At 46.6% G+C, this 20,374-nt stretch carries 15 protein-coding genes; 10 read left to right on the top strand and 5 right to left on the bottom strand.

The window, feature by feature from the left end:
• A partial coding sequence (locus tag FVR03_RS16840) for a UDP-N-acetylmuramoyl-tripeptide--D-alanyl-D-alanine ligase (RefSeq protein WP_147922931.1) occupies positions 1-1,147 on the top strand: 1,147 nt, incomplete at its 5' end.
• 644 nt (positions 1,148-1,791) lie between these two features.
• Here FVR03_RS16840 and rfbC read toward each other — a convergent pair.
• Both rfbC and FVR03_RS16830 read right to left on the bottom strand, forming a co-directional pair.
• Positions 1,792-2,340, bottom strand: coding sequence for a dTDP-4-dehydrorhamnose 3,5-epimerase (rfbC, locus tag FVR03_RS16835; protein WP_147922930.1), 549 nt, complete (start codon positions 2,338-2,340; stop codon positions 1,792-1,794).
• Between the two features lie 67 nt (positions 2,341-2,407).
• Positions 2,408-3,541, bottom strand: a complete 1,134-nt coding sequence (locus FVR03_RS16830) for a glycosyltransferase family 4 protein (RefSeq protein WP_147922929.1) — start codon at positions 3,539-3,541, stop codon at positions 2,408-2,410.
• 367 nt (positions 3,542-3,908) lie between these two features.
• Between FVR03_RS16830 and hflX the strand changes: the two genes are divergently transcribed.
• The 3 genes from hflX to ppk1 all read left to right on the top strand — a co-directional run bounded on the left by hflX (position 3,909) and on the right by ppk1 (position 8,339).
• The gene (hflX, locus tag FVR03_RS16825) at positions 3,909-5,111 is read left to right on the top strand and encodes a GTPase HflX (protein WP_147922928.1); all 1,203 of its coding nucleotides are present in this window, start codon (positions 3,909-3,911) and stop codon (positions 5,109-5,111) included.
• Between the two features lie 525 nt (positions 5,112-5,636).
• Complete coding sequence (locus FVR03_RS16820) at positions 5,637-6,131, top strand: SixA phosphatase family protein (RefSeq protein WP_147922927.1); 495 nt, start codon at positions 5,637-5,639, stop codon at positions 6,129-6,131.
• A 108-nt stretch (positions 6,132-6,239) separates the two neighbouring features.
• Positions 6,240-8,339, top strand: a complete 2,100-nt coding sequence (ppk1, locus tag FVR03_RS16815) for a polyphosphate kinase 1 (protein ID WP_147922926.1) — start codon at positions 6,240-6,242, stop codon at positions 8,337-8,339.
• A 97-nt stretch (positions 8,340-8,436) separates the two neighbouring features.
• Here the strand turns inward: ppk1 and FVR03_RS16810 are convergent, their stop codons facing one another.
• Positions 8,437-9,456: a DUF6268 family outer membrane beta-barrel protein gene (locus tag FVR03_RS16810; RefSeq protein WP_147922925.1), complete on the bottom strand. Its 1,020-nt coding sequence runs from the start codon at positions 9,454-9,456 to the stop codon at positions 8,437-8,439.
• Between the two features lie 390 nt (positions 9,457-9,846).
• Positions 9,847-13,650, bottom strand: a complete 3,804-nt coding sequence (locus tag FVR03_RS16805) for a metallophosphoesterase (protein WP_255474271.1) — start codon at positions 13,648-13,650, stop codon at positions 9,847-9,849.
• Between the two features lie 842 nt (positions 13,651-14,492).
• On the opposite strand from FVR03_RS16805, the gene FVR03_RS16800 reads away from it, so the two are divergent.
• From FVR03_RS16800 to terL, 6 genes are all read left to right on the top strand, one after another.
• Positions 14,493-15,683, top strand: coding sequence for a Pycsar system effector family protein (locus FVR03_RS16800; protein WP_147922924.1), 1,191 nt, complete (start codon positions 14,493-14,495; stop codon positions 15,681-15,683).
• Positions 15,684-16,194: 511 nt separating this feature from the next.
• The gene (locus FVR03_RS16795) at positions 16,195-16,749 is read left to right on the top strand and encodes a hypothetical protein (RefSeq protein ID WP_147922923.1); all 555 of its coding nucleotides are present in this window, start codon (positions 16,195-16,197) and stop codon (positions 16,747-16,749) included.
• Between the two features lie 34 nt (positions 16,750-16,783).
• Positions 16,784-17,095 (top strand): NUMOD4 domain-containing protein, encoded by a 312-nt coding sequence (locus FVR03_RS16790; protein WP_147922922.1) that lies wholly within the window; start codon positions 16,784-16,786, stop codon positions 17,093-17,095.
• Between the two features lies 1 nt (position 17,096).
• A complete protein-coding gene (locus tag FVR03_RS16785) occupies positions 17,097-17,660 on the top strand; it encodes a hypothetical protein (protein ID WP_147922921.1) in 564 nt (187 codons plus the stop codon).
• 84 nt (positions 17,661-17,744) lie between these two features.
• Positions 17,745-18,272, top strand: a complete 528-nt coding sequence (locus FVR03_RS16780; RefSeq protein ID WP_147922920.1) for a hypothetical protein — start codon at positions 17,745-17,747, stop codon at positions 18,270-18,272.
• Positions 18,273-18,561: 289 nt separating this feature from the next.
• Positions 18,562-19,725, top strand: coding sequence for a phage terminase large subunit (terL, locus tag FVR03_RS16775; protein WP_147922919.1), 1,164 nt, complete (start codon positions 18,562-18,564; stop codon positions 19,723-19,725).
• On the opposite strand, the gene FVR03_RS16770 is transcribed toward terL, so the two are convergent.
• Positions 19,722-20,234 carry an NUMOD4 domain-containing protein gene (locus tag FVR03_RS16770; RefSeq protein ID WP_147922918.1) on the bottom strand — a complete coding sequence of 171 codons (513 nt, stop codon included), beginning with the start codon at positions 20,232-20,234 and terminating at the stop codon, positions 19,722-19,724. The genes terL and FVR03_RS16770 overlap by 4 nt on opposite strands.
• Positions 20,235-20,374 lie beyond the last annotated feature (140 nt).

Genomic DNA, 20,374 nt, shown 5'->3' with positions numbered 1-20,374 from the left:
CCTAGAAAAAGGAGCCAGGTATGCCGTTGTAGACGATCCTGCCATGGCCTCCGATACTTGCTTTGTGGTAGAAGACACGTTGAAGACCCTGCAGGAGCTGGCCCGGCACCACCGTCGCCAACTGAGCATACCTGTTATCGGCATTACCGGCTCTAACGGCAAAACCACCACCAAAGAGCTGATTTATGCGGTGCTTAGCCAGCAATACAACACCCTCTACACCCAGGGCAACCTGAACAACCACATTGGCGTGCCGCTCACGCTGCTGCGCATAAAGCAGGAGCATGAGTTGGCCATTATAGAAATGGGAGCCAACCACATCGGCGAAATTGCTTTGCTCTGCAGCATCGCACTCCCCTCCCATGGCCTGATCACAAACATTGGCAAAGCGCACCTCGAAGGCTTTGGCAGCCTGGAAGGCGTGGCCCGTGGCAAGAGCGAACTGTACGCACACCTCGATAAAGCGGGAGGCACCGTGTTTGTGAACACAGCCAACGAGCACCTGCTGCGCATGAGCCGCCGCATTGCCGACAAAGTAACCTACCCTGCCAAAGGCGATTTCTACCACAGCAAATTGCTGGAAGCCTCACCCTTTGTGGTGTACCGCGACGAAGCAGGCCATGAGGTGCCCACGCAGCTGGTAGGGTCTTATAATTACGAGAACATGGCAGCCGCTGCCTGCATAGGCAAGTACTTTCAGGTGCCGCTGGAGCTGGCCAATGCCGCCATTGCCGGTTACAGCCCCAAGAACAACCGCTCGCAGATGGTGCAGAAAGGCAGCAACACGATTTTACTCGATGCTTATAATGCCAACCCTACTTCTATGGCAGGCGCTATCCGCAACTTCGGCGACATAAAGGCACCACAAAAAGTAGTTATCGTGGGCGACATGTTTGAAATGGGTGCCGAGAGTAGCGCAGAACACAGCCTGATAGGGCAAATTATAGCCGAGCAGCAGTTCGATACGGTATTACTCTGTGGAAAAGACATGCGTTATGCGGCACAGGCAAGTGAGCAGTTCCACTACTTCGAGAGTAAGCAGGAGCTGGAGCAATGGCTGCAGGAGCACCCCATTACCGATAGCTACGTGCTCATAAAAGGCTCCAGAGGCATGGGCCTGGAAACGCTGCTGGAGAAATACTTTTGAGTTAGTTTTGAGTTAGAAAGTTATCTTTGAGTTAGAAACTGATGTTACGCACTATTATACTACAGAAGAAAATGTCCCCCTTTGAAGGGGGTAGGGGGATGTTAAGCTTACTAGCAAAAACGTGGGCAATGAACTTGATGCTTCTGCAATTTGAAAATAATTGATCACATGTGTAAGGCATCCCCCAACCCCCTTCAAAGGGGGACAATACTCAGTATGCGTAACATCAGTTAGAAAGTTAAAAATTCAGAGGGTTAGAAAGTTGATGGTAATATCGACTCTCTAACCCTCTCTTGTTTTTTAGATAGACTCTAGATGCTAGATTTTAGACATTAGACTTCTTCAAAGTTAATTCACTCATCCTTTCCATCATTCAGTCAAAATTCTTCATAACAATCAGCAACTAACAATCAACAACCAGATTATTCAAATAAAAACAGCCTTCAGAAGGATTTTAGCCATTTTGCAGTCGAGGGTCTAGATGTAACCTGGTGCCCAAAAATCACTCAACCAAAATTTTAACCCATTTAACAATTCAGCAATTCAAGCATTAAACAATTTAACAACTAACAACCCAATTATTCAGATGAAAACAGCCTTCAGAAGCTAAAAGCCTATTTTTTATTCAAGGGTTTGCTGACAGCTTACACGCTGAAAGGCGAATCGAAGTCTTTTAGCAGGGGCAGCACTTCGTCTTTAGCCGATACCAGCGGATCAGAAATACCCCAGTCTATGCCTATTTGCGGATCGTTCCAGAGAATGCCGCCTTCGGCTGCCTGCTGGTAATAATCGGTGCATTTGTAGAGGAAGGTGGTGTTTTCTTCGAGTGTTACGAAGCCGTGTGCAAACCCTGGCGGAACCCAGAACATGTTGTGGCGCTCCGAATCGAGCAGGCAGGATACATACTGGCCATAGGTGGCAGAGCCCCGGCGGAGGTCAACGGCTATGTCGATGGCTTTACCAGAGGCTACGCGCACTAATTTACCCTGTGCAAAGGGAGGCTTCTGAAAGTGCAGGCCACGCAGCACGCCTTTTTTAGAAACAGATTGGTTGTCCTGCACAAAGACAGGGTCTATCCCGAAGGGCTCAAACATTTTTTGGCTGAATGTCTCCAGGAAAAAGCCACGGTCGTCTTTAAACACACGCGGTATAAACTCTATCAGCCCCTCAATAGGATACGTTTTAGATTCCATGCTTACTTTAAATCTTTTATTGAATGCAATATATCTTTTTATAACAATAGTTGCTGCCGGTGCCGCTTTACACGTTAGGGTTTCGATTCGCCGCCGTTTTAGTTACCTCTGCAATGGCAGCCAGGTAGCGGTCAATCACAAAACGGTCGTTAAACTTTGTCTCTGCTAATTTGCGGCTTGCCTGCCCCATCTGCTGCAACTGCTCGTTGCTGAGCTGCAGGAGCTGCAACATTTTGGCAGCCAGATCGGTGGCACTTCTGACCTGGCAAAGTAAACCATTTTCGTTGTCTTTTACCACTTCGCGGCAGCCGGGTACATCGGTAGCAATCAGGGGTTTTGCCATCGCCGCAGCCTCCAGTAGGGTGCGGGGCGTGCCTTCGCGGTAAGAGGGCAATACCACACAATCGGCCTGAGCTACTATGGGCGCTACATCATCAGTAAAACCCAGGTATTCAATGTCACCTGCCTGTCGCCACTCGGCCAGCAGTTCCGGGCTGATGCCAGAGCGGTTGCTATCGGCAATGGCACCCAATACCTGGCACCTGACCTCCGGAAACCGGGCCTTTACAAGTCTGGCTGCTTCTACGTACTCGGCTATTCCTTTCTCGAACATGAGTCTGGCAACCATTAGAAAGACGAACGGCTGGTTACGCTGGTAAGTAGCTGCCGGCACAAAGGCTTCCAGGTCTATGCCGGAGCCGGGCAGCACTTCGGTTATTTCCTGCCGCACCAGTTCCTTCTCCAAAAAAAGCTTCTGGTCGTCTGCATTCTGAAAAAACACTTTTCCCGGAAACCGAAAAGCAAAGCGGTAAAGCGCCTGCGCTACAGCAGCTACAAAGTCTTTAACGATAAACACTGTACCCAAACCCGACACGTTGTTGATAGCTGGTATACCTGCCAGCTTTGCCGCTATAGTACCATAAATATTCGGTTTGATGGTATAGTGCAGCAGCACATCGGGTTTCAGGCGTCGATAGGTGCGGTACAGGCGCCAGAGCAGTTTCAGGTCGGTAACAGGGTTGGTGCTTTGCGATATGGGCACAGGCACAAACTGGCAACCGGCCAGCTCCAGCTTTTGCGAGTAGTTATCGTATGGTGCCACAGCCACTACCTCATGCCCCTGCGCCAGCAAGGCCTCTATCAGCCGCAGACGAAAGTTATAAATGTTCCAGGATGTGTTGATAACAAGGGCAATCCGCATAAATAAACAAACGCCGGGTAGCGGACGAAATTAGTGTAGGTAGACTGTTTAAAACGTGCAAGTTAGCCATTATTGGCACGACTATCAGAAAAAATAGTTTAAATTGCAGAGGTTACAGCCCGGAAAAAAAATTACTGATTCAGGTCTTAATCGGGCGCAAGCTTAGCCAATGTAAAAACTATTTACGTAGAAATAGTTGCCAAAACCAACGCAATGCCAGCGGCAAAGGTCTGGGTAAAGCCGAAAAGCAAAGAAATCAGCAGAAATAGAAAGCACAACTAGTGCCGGTGTTGCGGCTTCTGGCAAGCAGTTAAATTTCCTGAAATGGAGAAACAACTGCCTACACCATTACTTTAAATGAATTTTGATGGGTAAAAAACAATTTTACGAAACCGCCAAACCACAGGAAACCGCGGTGTTGGTAGCAGTACCAAGTTACCGCCAGTCTGATGAGCAAACAAAAGAGTACCTCGATGAGCTTGCTTTTTTAACAGAAACCGCTGGCGCTCAAACTATAAAACGCTTCGTACAAAAGCTTGACAAACCCGATACCCGCACCTTTGTGGGCAGCGGCAAACTCGACGAAATTCAGGCTTTTGTAAAAGAGCACGACGTAGACATGGTTATTTTCGACGATGACCTGAGCCCTTCGCAGGTGCGCAACATTGAGCGCGAACTGCAGGTAAAGATCGTGGACCGAAGCCTGCTGATACTCGATATTTTTGCGCTTAGAGCCAAAACCGCACAGGCGCACGCGCAGGTAGAAATGGCACAGTACCAGTACCTGCTCCCCCGCCTCACCAACCTCTGGACTCACCTTTCGAAACAAAAAGGTGGTATCGGTATGAAAGGACCTGGTGAAACCGAGATTGAGACAGACAGGCGTATTGTGCGTGAAAAGATATCGTTGCTGAAAGAGCGCCTGCAGAAGTTCGAGAAACAGAATTTTGAGCAGCGCAAGTCGCGGGCCAGCATAACACGGGTGGCGCTGGTGGGCTACACCAACGTAGGCAAGTCTACGATCATGAACCTGCTCTCTAAGTCGGATGTGTTTGCCGAGAACAAGCTGTTTGCTACGGTAGATGCCACTGTGCGCAAGGTAGTGCTCGAGAATGTACCGTTTCTGCTCTCCGACACGGTTGGGTTTATCCGGAAACTGCCTACCAAACTCATCGAGTCGTTTAAATCGACGCTCGACGAAATCCGGGAGTCGGACCTGCTGGTGCACGTGGTGGATATTTCGCACCCGTCGTTTGAGGAGCACATTGCCGTGGTAAACGCTACCCTGAAAGACATACACGCTGCCGACAAACCAGTACTGCTCGTCTTCAATAAAATAGACCAGTACCTGCAACAGCGCGAGCAGGAACTACAGCAGGAGCACGAAGGGCAGGAGGAACCGCCGGTGCGGCCCTCTATTGAAGACCTCAAAGCAACCTATATGGCCCGCGAACACACCTCGGCACTCTTTATTTCGGCCACCGATAAAATCAACATAGAAGAACTGCGCGAAGAGTTACTTAAGCGCGTATCCGAAATTCATTACGAGCGCTACCCGAACAACGTGTAGTTTTAGGTGATAAGCACCAGAACACAAGGCTCCTTGCCTTATAACTTACCAAGCAAAGGCTGCTCCCACCCTGGGACAGCCTTTGCTGTTTTTGGCCAAAAACCCTTCTGAAGGCCATTTTCATTGGAATAATTGGTTGTCGGTTGTTAGTTGTTGATTGTTAAATGGTTTAATTGCTTAATGGTTAAATGGTTGGGAGAATTTTGATTGATCGATTGAGAGATGGAGTGAATTTATAGCTTCAAATTACTTCAAGACCCTGAGATGAAAAACGTCTCGAATTCTTCTGGAGGCTGTTTTCATTCGAATAATTGTTTAAATGGCAGAACTGCTGAAGAGCTGGATGCAGGCAAAAGAACTGTATCTCTTTTTTGTGTCTGATGACATTTTCTACTTGAAAAATGTTGCCTTCCAATAATCACGGAGCTGTGTCACAACTATTTCCGGGTGCTAGCAGTAAAGACGAAAAGCCGCAGCAGTAACATTACCTGCATACTGCTCCACGGCTTTTTAGACTTATGCTTTATGAAAACACTTTATATACTCCGGCACGCAAAGTCGAGCTGGGAATTTGAAGAGCTCGGCGACCAGGACAGGCCGCTGAACAAACGCGGACGCGAAGATGCGCCCCTGATGGGAGAAGAACTGGCAGCACGCAACGTAAAAGTAGACCAGGTAATTTCGAGCCCGGCAGTACGCGCTATTTCTACGGCCACACTTATAGCCAAAGAACTCGGTTACGAACCCGGCGATATGATGATAGACGACCGCATTTACGGCGCTGATAAAAATGAACTGCTGGAGGTTGCGCAGGGAGCGCCAGCAGAGGCAGAAACCCTTATGCTGGTAGGCCACAACGAAGCTCTGACTGATTTTGCCAACATGCTCTCGCCCGAACCTATTTCCAGAATACCAACGGCAGGCGTTGTGGCCCTTGCGTTTGAGTGCGAAAGCTGGTACGACATCAGCTCCCAGAATGCCAAACTGCTCTTCTTCGATTTCCCAAAGAACTACAAATAGCCTCATCTACAGACAGCTGCCCAACTGTTTAACCTTAATCATTAAAGCGATTGCGGCAAGCATCGTTTTTAATCTTTTACAGCCGCCTTCTGAAAGGCAACAATACGTATGGAACAACATCAAACAGATAAAAAACAGAAATCGCCTATTTTTATAAACCGGGAGCTTAGCTGGCTTGCCTTTAATTACCGGGTTCTGCAAGAAGCCAAAGACCCGCGCGTGCCCTTGCTGGAGCGCATTAAGTTTATGGCTATTTTCTCCTCTAACCTCGACGAGTACTTTAAAGTGCGGGTGGCTACCCTGAAACGGCTCGTCATGCTGAAGAAAAAAACTCGTGAAAAGCTGGTAGAGCCTCCAACCGAAACCCTGGAGCAAGTGATGGAGGAGGTTGGCAGGCAACAGGAGGAATTCGGGAAAGTGTTCCGGGAAGGCATACTGGCTGATCTGCGCAAAGAAAACATCCATCTGCTCACAGAGAACGACCTGAACCCGGAGCAGGAGACCTTTGTAAACAACTATTTTACTGAAACGCTGCAGCCCCTGCTGCTCCCGATTCTGCTCGACGAAACAGAAACGCACCTGTTTTTGAAAGACCAGACCGTGTACCTGGGCGTGCACCTGACGGAGCCGCAGACGGAAGATGCCCCGGCAGAGCGGTTTGCCATGATGGAAATACCCACAAAAAAACACGGTGGGCGCTTCCTGAAGCTACCCACAGCAGGCGACCAGCGGTACGTTATGTTTATAGACGATGTGATCCGTTACTGCCTGCCCGTCCTGTTTCCGGAGTATAAGCAGCAAAAGGCACATGCGGTTAAAGTCTCGAGAGATGCCGAGCTGGATCTTGAGGACGAAGAAGGCAACCTGATGGCCAAGATACGCAAGAGCCTGAAAAAGCGCGAAACCGGCTACCCAGCCCGCCTGCTCTACGACCCCGAAACGCCGCAGGCGCTCCTGGAGGCTATTATGGCACATACCGGTATTTTAGAAGATGCGCTGGTAGAAGGCAGCAAGTACCACAACTTCCGCGATTTTTTCCAGTTCCCGGATTTTAACCTGCCGCACCTTAAGTTCGAGCCGCAGCCTACCCTGGTTCACCCCTTGCTGGAACAGGAGCCGAGCCTGCTCGAAGCCATGAAAAAACAGGATTACCTGGTGCACTACCCCTACCAGTCGTTTGACTATGTGCTGAAGCTGTTTAGAGAGGCCGCCGAAGACCCGAAGGTAAAATCGATAAGCGCTACCTTGTACCGTGTGGCAGAAGCATCTGAAGTATGTAAAGCCCTGGTAAAAGCCGCTAAAAACGGGAAGCTGGTAACGGTGGTGGTAGAACTGAAAGCCCGTTTCGACGAAGAATCGAATATTTTCTGGGCCGGCAAGTTGCAAAAAGCCGGGGCCAATGTAATTCTGGGTGCCCCCGACCTGAAAGTCCACTCTAAGTTGGGCCTGATTACGCGCGTAGAAGATGGTAAAATGAAAAGCTATGCCTACCTGAGCACCGGCAACTACAACGAAGACACTTCGCGTATTTACTGCGACCATGCCCTCTTCACCTCAAACGCGCAGCTAACCAAAGATGTGGAGCAAGTGTTTAACTTCTTAATGGACGGCCAACCCGACAAGAAATTTAACCGACTGCTGGTAGCGCCTATTAACATGCGGGAGCGCTTTATAGAGTTGATTAACCGGGAAATAAAAAATGCAAAAAAAGGCCTGCCTGCCTCCATGATCTTAAAAATGAACGCCCTGCAGGATGAGCGCATGATTAAAAAGCTGTACGATGCAAGCAAAGCCGGTGTAAAAGTACAGCTGCTCGTGCGGGGCATCTGTTGCCTGGTACCTGGGCAGGAAGGGCTGAGTGAGAACATAGAAATGCGCAGCATCGTAGATCGCTACCTGGAGCACGCGCGGGTGTACATTTTCCATAACAATGGCGAGGAAGAATACTACGTGGCCTCTGCCGACTGGATGACCCGCAACCTGAACCGCCGCGTAGAAGTAGCCTTCCCGCTTACGCAGCCGGACCTGGTGGCACAACTGCGCCACATCATAGACCTGCAGTTGCAGGACGACACCAAGGCCAGAACCGTGGATAACACTTACGTACAAACACCGGCTCAGGAAGAAACCAGGGCGCAATACGCTACCTACAGTTACCTGCAGGAGCTACTACCCGCAGGCATGGAACCGGACCGGAAAGAGGAGTAGACGTAAGCAGCAACAGAGAGTAAAAAAAATCCCCTTGCAGGTGTAAGCTTGCAAGGGGATCTCTGCTTCTGGTGAAACAGTTCTCGTCCTGTTGCTTTTACTTTTGCGAAAACCGGCGGGGAGGAACCAGGTAAAGCTCTACACCCACATAACCAGCACCGGCCAGGTCATTGTTGATAAGTTCGTCTCGGGAGCCTACCACATCATAGATTCTGTTGCGATAATACTGCCGGAAGCCTCCTTCTACCGAGAACCAAAGAAAATCATAGATTTCCTGCTCAAGCCGCAGCAGTGCCTTTATATCGGTGCGTCGCAGCTCTATATCCTCAAACTGTGCCAGTGGCGGCTGGTTTACATACAGGTTGTAGCTGGCTCCTTCCAGGCGGTAACCGGCATACAGAATCGTTTTTTCTGACACGTTTCGCCTGAACCTCAGGTTAGCAGGAAAGATGGACTCTACGCCCCATTTGTCGTTGAAGGTGCGGTTATACATTATGCCCGGGTACAAGCGTCGGCGGCCAAAGGTGTAGCCAAACTGCGCTCCTACTCCCCATGCAAAATGGGGGCTTTTCTTCCAGCCATAGGCCATGTCTATGGTCGTTTTCAGGTAATCGGTTATGTTGATGTTCTCTTGAGTATAGTCGCCGTTCAGCTCGCCTTTTAACCGGATCAGGTAAAACTTTTCTTCATCTATGGAGCGCAGAAAAGCAACTTGCAAACCCAGGCTTTTCAGGTCCCTGTCTTCGAGGTATCTGTAGAGGCTATAGGTGCTGGGCTCCATATTCTCGAAATTAAACTCCTCTACGTTATAGGTTACACCCACGATGAGCTTTGTCTGGGGCTTGTTCAGCACAGGAGCCATCAGGCGCATATCCCACTTGTTGTTTCGCCTTACACGGCCACTGCCGTTGCCAATAGACTGGTCGTCGGTTCTGGACTCGATGTCGAACTGCGGCAGGCGTTCGTAGCCAATTACCACGCCTCGCCCTCTTGGCATGCCCTCTACCGATGGGTTTGCGTAAATTTTATCTTCTTTCGGTTCTATGGCCTGCGCGCTCACAAACTGGCTCAACAGAAAAGCGTGGCTCCAGATCAAACAATATCGTAGTACTTTCATAGTTTCATGGGTTGTAGGTAACTGCACTTCGGGCCAGGAAGACACTTGACCTAAAAAGGTGCTTTTCCCTTTGGAAGGCCTAATTCATTAGAATAATTTGGTTGATGATTGCTAGTTGCTGATTGTTAAATGGTTGAATTGCTGTATTGTTGGTTTGAAGGAGTCTTGATTGAATGAAAGAATAAATTTTCATAGCGAAGTGTCCTCGCTTGTGTCTGCTATTCGCTTCCTCTGGCCATTTAGAGACTCCTTTTCAGTTTAAGACTTTGTTGCAAATTAAAGTGAACAAGTGCTTCAGTCCTTCCAAATAAACCATGTCGCCTAAACCCTTGGCATAATTTTGATCAAATTCCTTTGGAAGGCAATTTTCATTAGGATAATTTCCTTTGGTTAGAAGAAGAAACCAAGGTTTACGTTAAACAGGCCTTCTTCTTCTCCTACGGTATAGGTTAGCGACACAACGTTTTTCTCAATTATCTCAACAAACAGGCCACCACCAATACCTGTGTGCAGGTCACTGAAAAGTTCTCTGTTCTGCTCTCCGTCGTAGAACACGCGGCCGGCATCTACCAGGCCCAACAGGCCTAACCTACCCGGCGTAACAGAAAAGTTGAGGTCGAATAGCCCCAGGCGTGCCTCTGCGTTTCCGAACACGGCGCTACGGCCGGCAAAGCGGGTACGACGGTAGCCACGCAGGTTTTCGGTGCCACCCAGTGTTGCTGCCTGAAAGAACCGGAAGTTGCCAAAATTATGTGATGCCCCTATTCGGCCAGCCCAGGTTACCTGAAATGGGAAATTAGGACTGATGTAGAACCGGAACTCAGATTGAATATTGGAGTAGCGTATTTTCTCATCTCCCAGCTGCTGCTGAAAGCTGAAGCGGTTGTGCCACCGCATGCCTATACGCGGATTAACGCTGTTTTTATCGGCCAGCACATCTAAGTTGGCAAAGGCAATGGCCCCTACATAATGCTGTGCCTTAAAAGAGGATTCTTCACGATCGTAGATGCTCGGCTCCAGCCGCCCTGCCACCACCTCTTGCAGCAAATATGTTTCGCCACCAGGGTCTGATACCCGAAACCTGTCGTATGTTGGCCCTATACCTGCCGACAGAAACGAGTTCAGATTTTTTGAGAAAGTTGCATGCAGGTCTACTCGGCGGTAGCGCACTCTGTAAAAGCTGTTATGGAGAGTATCGGCTGCCTGCGTTTCGTTGCCAAAGCCATAGAAGTTACGCTGAAACTGAGGCCCCTGCAGCAAAGCATATAGGTTCAGGTTCCATTTGTTGTACACATCTCGGATATCGGCGGTATATTTTACATTAAAAGATTTAGACAGAAAGGCAAAGTTGGCCTCCAGCAGGTGCTCCGAGGCAAAAGGAAGTTTACGAAATTTTTGTGTGCGTCGCAGCACACCTGCTCCCAGAAACAGCCCATCGTCTACGTTATACTGCGCCGAAAGCCTTGGCCCTGTGTAAGGAAGCTCGAAGTTGGCGCGATCGTAACTGTTTACTTCCGACACAATTGCGGTTTTATCTTTTGTTTCAGGACCGAATTGAAAGTTGTTGCCATCTTTGGTATCATACACGACGGTGTGTTTTTTAAAGCCGCTGACGCTGGACTCATCGCTGATGATGTCTTCTCCACGGCCTCCTATTATCCGGACTATGATACCTTTGTTCACGTTGCCTTTTACCTCAAAACGGTCTTGGCCGCCTTGCCCATACAAGCGAATCTCTTTGGTCTCGTTGGTAAAGAACGTGCGGGTAAAGAGCGTATCTCTTATATCGCCTTCCTTCTTAATTTTAAATACTGTAAGCTTTGTTTCCTCATCGTTCAGGCGTTCTACTATAAAGTGCTCGTGCTTGTCGCTGCCGGCTACATCTACAAACTCCGAAATATGCTCGTAATAGGCTTCGGCCACCTGTGGCAGCTGCTCCCGCCGCGATTTAAGCTTGGCGGCTATTTCTGGTCCTGATAAAGCGCGTATGCTATCCGGAAACTGATTCATGGCCTCTTCTATAACCCTGTCTGGTACCTGCAGCTTTATTTCTTCGGCCATTTTAATCCATTGTGCGCGGGTAACGCTGGGGGTAAAGGTACGGTCGAGGGTGAGGCCACTGAGACCAAGCCCTATGATGTCGTGAAAGTCGTAATCGAAGTTCTGGATATGGCGCACGCCCCACTTGCGGGTGGCCAGCCAGGGCAACACACCATCGGCTTTAAAGAACACCTGGTCCCGGTCTTCGGGCACCGGTATGTAACGGTGGCCGTTTTCCAGCTTCTCTTCTTTCCAGCGCCACTGCCCTTCGTGCCTGTCCCAGTCGCCTATGAGCATGTCGAAGAGCCGGGCACGGGCAAATGCCTGCTCATCTACGCGGTTATCGTTGTCTTTCTCAACATCGCGCAGCACTTTCTCGGTACCGATCAGGTTCTCGGCAAAGCCCAGGCTGGCTACATCTTCGTGGTTCTCGTCGGGGTCTTCTTCCAAAAAGGCGAGTGTGTTTCCGAACTCATCGATGTACTGCCGCAAGTAAGGCGTGTTAGGGATGTAGACCAGCTTCGGGTTGGTATGAAAAACACCGGCAGCATTTGCCAGAGGCGGTATAGCTAAAGCACCATAAGGGTGCTGGCCCGATATCTGGTCCTGTAAGAGCGCCTTTGCTGCCGTTTCCTGCAGGTACTCCGGTAAGGCGTTGGTTGGGTCCTTATCGACAGTACGCAGCGTGTATTCTTTTGCATCGGGGTTGCGCACTTTTAACGAGGCTGTTTGTTTACCGCCACCTTTCTGGTAAGGCGTAAGGCCATTGAGTTCGTTTTTCATGTCGAGCATAGATACCTCAACGGGCGTGGCCCACTCTTTGCGGTAGTGGCCTCCCAACAGCTTTCTTCTGAGTTTGGTGGTCAGGTACTCTGGGTTAGCTGCCACTACAATGGTGCTGTCGGCGTAGTTGGTGGTGTCTTCTACTAAAGGCGCGTCGGGTCGTGGCTTTTTAGCATATAGCGGCGTTCTGAAGGAGATGTAGCCTTTGTCTCCGTCGCCTTCAGGTACCCAGAACTCCGTCCAGACTTCGCCGTTCTCGAAGTAGAGTACTTTGGCAAAGCCTTTTGCTTCCTGCAGGTAACTGGCTCCTCCGCCAGGCTTCACAAACTGGGTTTTGCACCCCGACCCGCTCAGTATATGCGGGAGCTTGCCTATTTTGGCGTACTCAAGAGCGTGCTCATGCCCTGCGGCATACACAATATTATCGTACTTTTCGAAAATGGTGGTTAAGCCCTGAATGTAGGCCTGGTAACGCGGGTGCGGCGTGTCCTGCAGAATACCGCCATATTTTCGGGCAAACGGATAGATAGAGCCAATAACCGGTAAGGGCATATACATCCAGTCGCGGAGCATGGTCAGCGGAAAAATGTGGTCTTTTAACGTAAAGAAGCCACCATGTGCCCCACGCGCCAGCAGTGGGTGGTGCGCTACTATCATAATATCGCTGCCACTGTTCTTCTCGATTATGTCTTCCAGCTGCACCAGAAAGTCTACCTCGGTGGCGGCACCGCAGGTGGTGTTGTTGCCATAGGGCCTGTTAAAAGGGTGCAGCCACCATTCCGAATCAATGGCAATAAGCACCAGGTCGTCGCTTATTTTTACTTCATAAGGGCCCGGACAGCCATTGCCGGGCACATAGAAGTCTCCGCCTGTTACAATATTCTCGTCGGTGAGGTAGGTGTTTACATACACCTGTTCCCGCATTACTGCCTCCAGGCCACCACGGCCACTGTGGTTCCAGTCGTGGTTGCCCGGTATCATGTACTTTTCGCCTTGGTACCCTTTCAGGATGTCGAGCTGCGCGTTCAGCCTTTTTTCAGACACTTCCCGGTCAGCCCTTCCTTCTTCGGGCAGGCCGTTGTGGTACACGTTATCGCCCAGAAAGATGGTAGCACTGTTAGCTCCGGCTTCTTCCATCTGTTTCCGCATGAGAATGAGCGAGGGCTCCCCTTTTTCCAAATCCGGTGCACCAACATCTCCGATCAGAAAAACAGTATATAAAAGTTTGTTGTTAGGGTCGGGCTCTGTTTGTTCCCAATCGAGCACATCGCGGCTATACCAGGTTTTGTTAGCGGTACATGCCGATAAAAGTAAGACAAGCACTACCCACGCCAAAAAGCGGGGAGGCACTATGTAGTAGTTATTTTTCATATATGATGTTCAAACACAAACCCTGTCTGCAAAGTAATTAGCTGCCATACTTGAAATTTTGATCAAGTAATACAGCAGATAACATGTATACGTGCCCCTTCTCATGCATACTGTTCCTGAAAGTTTATCTGTAGCGAATATTTCCCTTTGTGCTCCTGTAACACTAGAACACCGCTGGCACGGCAGGATTGGATTTGATAACGAGGAGAAGTTAACTTTAGTTATGGTGTGTTCACATGCAATCTACAGTCCTGCCCGCAAGTATTGTCAGCAATAGCAAATTGATGTTAGGAGGTTGTTTCTAATTAAATAGTCAGGGGTTGCATCTACCTTTAAACTAACATAGTATTCCCTCTAAACGATAGTGTGTACCCTTGGCATAAATTCGCTTAAAAAGCTTTGGAAGGCCGTTTTTATTTAAATAATTGGGTAATAACTGGTTGTTACTGCGACTAAGTACACGCAACTAAAACATGCCGGATATACCCTTGGCAAAATTCTGATGCAAAACCTTCCGGAGGCTGTTTTCATTCGAATAATTTAGAAGCGACCACTAAGGCGGGCTGTTTTATCTGATAGAACTTTCTTGTTTGTACTTAGAGCAATGCCAGGCTTGCCTGTAGCTACCTGCTGTTACCCGCCTTACGGTTAGCCTGGTGTTTTTGTACTCCGATTTAAATGCTGGCTTTTGTTAGCTAACGAAGCTATCGCGCTAACTTAAAGCAGCTTTTGCCGTAACCGCAGAATACATTATCTGCAAATACTAACACCACCTTTTTATCTGCTCACGAATGAGGACTGGACCACCTATTTCCATTTACCAAAGCAGCAGCATTAGCTATATGGAGCAAAACACACTTATAGAACAAGCAAAAGAATTTGTATCGAAGCTTTTTAAGGAGAAGCTTTCGCAAAAGCTTGTTTACCATAATTACAAACACACAAGCGAAGTTGCCAACGAGGCGCTTTTTCTGGGGCAACTGCATGAGCTGCCATCTGATGAACTGCAAGACCTTGTATTAGCTGCCTGGTTTCACGACACAGGTTATATTAACACCTACCAGGGCCACGAAGAAGAAAGTGTCAGATTAGCCTCTCAGTGGCTGGAGGAGCGGCAGTACCCCACCGAGCGAATAAGCCGCATCAGTGCCTGTATTTTGGCAACCAAACAAGGGCAGGCTCCAAAGCAGCTTCTGGAAGAAATACTTATTGATGCCGATCTATCGAATATAGGCAAGCCTACATTTTTTGCCACTGCCGAGTTGCTGCGCGTGGAGTGGGAGATTTTTCTAGATAAATTCTTTACTGACAGGGAGTGGGCGCAGTTCCAGATGGATTTTTTGTTAACGACCACCTTTTATACCACAGCCGCACAAAGCAAGTTTGCAACGCAGTTAGGTGTTAATATACAGGAACAGCGTAACTTCTTAAACAACGAGGTAAAGAAACAGAAGAAGAAGGAGAAGAAATACCGCGAGACACTGGCCCAACCCAAGCGTGGCATCGAAACCATGTTTCGCAACACCTACCGCACGCACCTTAGCCTAAGCGCCATAGCCGATAATAAAGCGAACATGATGATCAGCCTCAATGCGATTATCATGTCCGTCATCATTACTTATATTAGCGCCAAATCTTCTGTTATCGGTACAGAGTTTGCCCAGCACCGCATCCTGATTATTCCGGTTGGCACCCTTCTGCTAACCACCTTAGGTTCTATAATTTTTGCTATTATTTCGGCACAACCAGAAGTTACCAGCTTCTCTATGAACAAGAATAAGATGAAGAACCGGGATGTAAATCTTCTTTTCTTTGGCAACTTCACCAATTTATCGCTGGAGGATTTTCAGCAGGGGATGCACGAAATTATGCGTGATAAAAAATCGCTTTACAATAACATGATAACAGATATCTACTATCTCGGAGAAGTGCTTGATCGCAAGTACAAGATCCTTCGGATTTCTTATACCATTTTTATGGTTGGGCTTGTGCTAACGGTTACATCGTTTGGTATTGCTATGGCTTACTACTAATCCTGCATTTCAGAAGTAGATATGCTGTGAAACTTGCGGATTTCAGTCTACATTCAGCAACATAAAATGCTATTACAGCTTATTGCCCGGCTTTGTATGCTTTATCTTTTTATGATGGGTGGTGTATACGCGCATAATACATTTGTGACAATGCATGAGGGGTAAAATAGAGCTATTTATCTCAGAATACGGAAGAAACAGCTCAACCTGGGGTTTCCCATGGGCAGTTCATTTGTTTTAAGTACATTTTTAATTTAAATTTGTTTTCAACTGCAATTTTGGGAAATGGCCTCGTAGTTCAACGGATAGAATAGAAGTTTCCTAAAACGGCCTGCGGCCTACGCTGCGCTAAGCGGCTTGTGTCCAAGCCCTTATAAATTGTAAAACTTGTAAAACTAAGGCAACGTCGAAAAAAAACGTCGAAATGGTCTAAATATTCAAAGTCGTTCTACCCAGGGCGACTTTTTTTTATTTTTGCTGAAACATTTCCTAATAGTGGAAAAAAGGTGCTGTGGCAACTGAAATATATATGTTAAATATTTCAGTTGTACAAATGATAACCTTAACCTCTAAAAATGTAAAATTCGTTTACTCCAGCTTCAAAGAAAGATACACTGCTGAGAACAGCAACATCAGCATTTTCAATAACTACAGTTTTACCGATATAACAGGCTACGATCAATTTGATGCAACTTGTGAAGTAGCTGGTAAAAAAGCGATAGTCGAATACAAAGTAAGAAATAACGCTTCCGACAGGTATCCGTCGGTTATGATTGAAAAAAAGAAGTTCGACTTCCTAATAAGTCAATACGAAGAGACTGGTGCCATTCCAATCTACCAGTCATTTTATACAGACGGTTACGCTCTAATATTTGACTTGAGAAAGTGTCAAGACATTCAGGTTGAACTCATCCCCTGTCCTAAGTATACTGCTAACCCAGCAGCAGGTAGAACAAACAAATACGTTATCAACTTACCTATTGAACGAGCTTTGAAAAAGAAATACACAATGCCTGACCCAAAGGAAATTGACCAATCTTTTTACAAACATTTTAAAGTTTGCTAAATATAAAATGAACAACATCTAATTAATGAATAATATGAACAATATAGAAAACTGGAAAGACATAGACGGTTATGACGGTGATTATCAAGTGTCTAATATAGGTAGAGTTAAAAGTCTCAAAAAAGTAAAAGAAGTTATTCTAAAAGCAAACATCAATCAAGAAGGATATTCTAGTTTCGTAGGAGTAAGCTTCAGAAAAGATAATAAAAAGTGGATTTCACAGATATTTATTAACGGTAAGCTTAATCGTTTTGGTAATTTTCTAACCGAAACAGAAGCAGCTAGAGCATACGACAATGCTCTAATAGAGCTAGGATTAGCTCCAATAAATTTCCCCCATAACTAAATTGAATACCCAAGAATATTTTGCTATTGTGCAGCTGTACAGACCTAACCTGAAGAAGCTTTTAATCAACATCATTAGGACCAAACTAAACATAGTTGCGCCAGCAACTGAACAGATTGAGGACACACTCAACGAAGTAATACTGACCACTGCCGAGAAAGTACACGCTGGTAAAGTCAGGTTCAATAATCGGGACGAGGTTGAAATGTACCTAACCAGGTCAAGCTGGTTCGACTTCAAAAACAAAAGCAAAAAGAGAAGTCAGAGTATGAAAGTGAACAAACCTTTCAATGATGAAATCTACAGGCAGCTAGCAGACGAACCGGAAGAGGACCCTATCATTAACAACACCAATGAAGTCTACCGCCGCATCTTTGATTATGTATTCTCTAAATATGAAATGGAAGAGGCTGCTATCTACAAAGCCTACACAATAGACGGGTACACATTCGACCAGTTAGCAGAGACAACGCAGTACAAGCGCTACAAGTGTTATGATATTTGTAAAAAGATAAGAGCTGACGTCAGGGCAAACAAAGATTTATTACTGGCTACGGAAAAATAATGAAGAGTCACCGACATATATAAAAGTATAAAACAGTGACTTAACTAAATGAACCAGGACAAAAAATATAAAGGTGTTCAACTAATGAATGGGGACAAAGTTGTACTGAAGACTCTTAAGGAGAGAAAGTACGATTTTGTTTTCAACCTGTTGGTACAGGAGATGCGAACGATGGACATAGTGAAGCTATTCTCTGAAGAGTTTGGCGACACCGAGCGTAACTGCAAGAACTACATCAAAAAGGTAAGAGAAGACTGGAGTAACGACGACAAGCTAATTGAAGACCGAAAGAAGATCATTAACAAATCAATCGCACAGTACGATTTCCTTTACGGTAAGCTTTGCTCCCAGGGAAAGTATAAAGAAGCTGCCGACGTCCTGAACAAGAGAGATTCTATTCTAGGTCTCAACCGAATTACCATAGATCAGAACATTAACAGCAATCAACCACAGATTGACCTGTCTCAACTGCCTCTGGAAATGCTGCTAAAAATGCAGTCATATCTGGATGCCCCTATCATCAATGTAGAATATACAGAATCTACTGGTGACGAAAATTCCTCCGACGATGTAAGTGACGAAGAAGAATCAGACCCAGAAGAAGTCGAGTAATTCTATTCCGCAACAGACAGTTACCCCAACTCAAATAGAAGCAGCTATCTGCAAACAGAGCTTCTACGAATTTTTTAAACGGGCTTTCAAAGTTCTCGAACCGCATACTGTCTATGTAGACAATCCTATCATTAAATACCTATGCGATACTTTACAGAACGAAGTAGAACGCATTGCCAGGGGTGAGAAGAAGACTAAAGACTTAATCATAAACATACCTCCGAGGACTTCTAAGAGCCTTATTTGTTCTGTATGCTTTCCAGCCTGGGTGTGGGCGAAGTATCCTTATATGAGGTTTATTACTGCTTCGTACGCGGCCACGCTTTCTACCAAGCTTGCACTTGACAGCCGTACGCTTATTCAATCCGACTGGTACAAGAAACTATTTCCTGATGTAAGGCTAGCAGACGACGCCAACAATAAAACATCGTTCGAGACAACTGCCAGAGGTGCCAGGGTTTCTACTTCCGTTGGTGGTACCATTACAGGTATGGGTGCGGACATAATCGTAATTGACGACCCACAGAAACCAGACGAGACAAGTTCAGAAACCAAGACTGAAGACGTACACAACTGGTACGACAATACAATTGAAAACCGACTCAATAACGCTGTTGTAGGTTTAAGAATCATTGTGATGCAGCGTCTTTCAGAAGACGACTTAGCTGGTTACTTACTAGACGAGTATCCGGAGAACTTCGAGCACATCTGCTTACCTGCTGAGCTGAACGATAGTGTAAAACCTGTTGAACTTAGAAAGCATTACAGAGATGGTTTATTCGACCCTATCAGGTTAAGCCACGACCGTCTGGACCAACTCAAAAAGAAGCCTTACACTTACGCTGGACAGTATATGCAGGCACCTGCTCCTGATGGTGGAGGTATGTTCAAGCGAGAGTCGTTCAAGTCTGTTTCTTTCGAAGAGTTTCTACAGGCCACCAACAACGAAAAAGTAGTATGGCATTTCTTTCTGGACACGGCCTTTACCAGTAATAAGAAGAACGACCCTACCGCTATTGTAGTGGCAGCTAGAGTAGGAAATATAGTCTATATAAGAGATGTAAAAACGAAACATTTCGAATTCCCCGAACTGATGAAGTACATCAAAGAATTTGTTCCGCGATATGCTACACCAGGTAGTAAGATTTATATTGAGGGTAAGGCGTCAGGTCAGTCTTTGATACAGCAACTAAGACAGAGTACATTATTTAATATCGTCGAAGTTCAACCAGGTAAGGAATCCAAGGAAGACAGAGCTTACAGCGTAACTGACTTCGTAGAATCTAAAAGAGTAGTACTTATACAGGGTTCCTATGTCAGTTCATTTCTTGACCAGGTTACCATATTCCCTAACTCTAAAAATGATGATATGGTGGATGCAATGGTTTACGCTATTCGTGAACTGGTCACAAAGAAGAAATCTTTCTTTTACGGGTTTTCCGGTTTTGATTAATCCGGAAAATTTACTGGCTTCAAACCGAATTCAATTAGTGCTTGGTCGTATGCTTTTGCTGCTTCAATGTCAGTATCAAAGACACCAAGATACCTATGTACTTTATTGAGCTTGATTTGAGATAGCCACTTTCCATTAGGACGAAGACTAGCACCGTAATATTTTGAGGTACAAGTACCGTCTCTATGACAAGCGTTGTTTCTAGCGTTTTCGCTCTTAGTTACCCAACGAAGATTATCTTCTTTATTGTTTTTACGGTCTCCGTCGATATGGTCAACGAAGGTAAGATTTTCTGGATTCGGGATGAACGCTTCAGCAACTAAACGGTGGATTCTAAAGCCAATCATTTTACTCTTAGTACTGAAGACTACTTTAAGATAACCGCCATCTAGTCCCGGAGAGAGAATGCGTTCTTTGTTGTGTTTTAGAGACTTAACTCTACCTAAATTCGATACTTGATACTGGCCTTCGTAACCTAGTACGTCTAACCATAATTCTTGTTTTTGCATAAAATTATACACCGAATATGCAAGAAAGTTTGATTAAACGGGTAAGAATCAGAAAATAAACCGGTAAGAATGACGACCAGGTAGACGCTATGGTTTACGCAATCAGAGAACTGGTAACAAAGAAGAAGTCATTCTTTTAC

The organism is Pontibacter qinzhouensis, from assembly GCF_008017455.1.
In the GTDB taxonomy this organism is placed as follows: domain Bacteria; phylum Bacteroidota; class Bacteroidia; order Cytophagales; family Hymenobacteraceae; genus Pontibacter; species Pontibacter qinzhouensis.
This window is presented reverse-complemented; position numbering and strand designations above follow the sequence as displayed.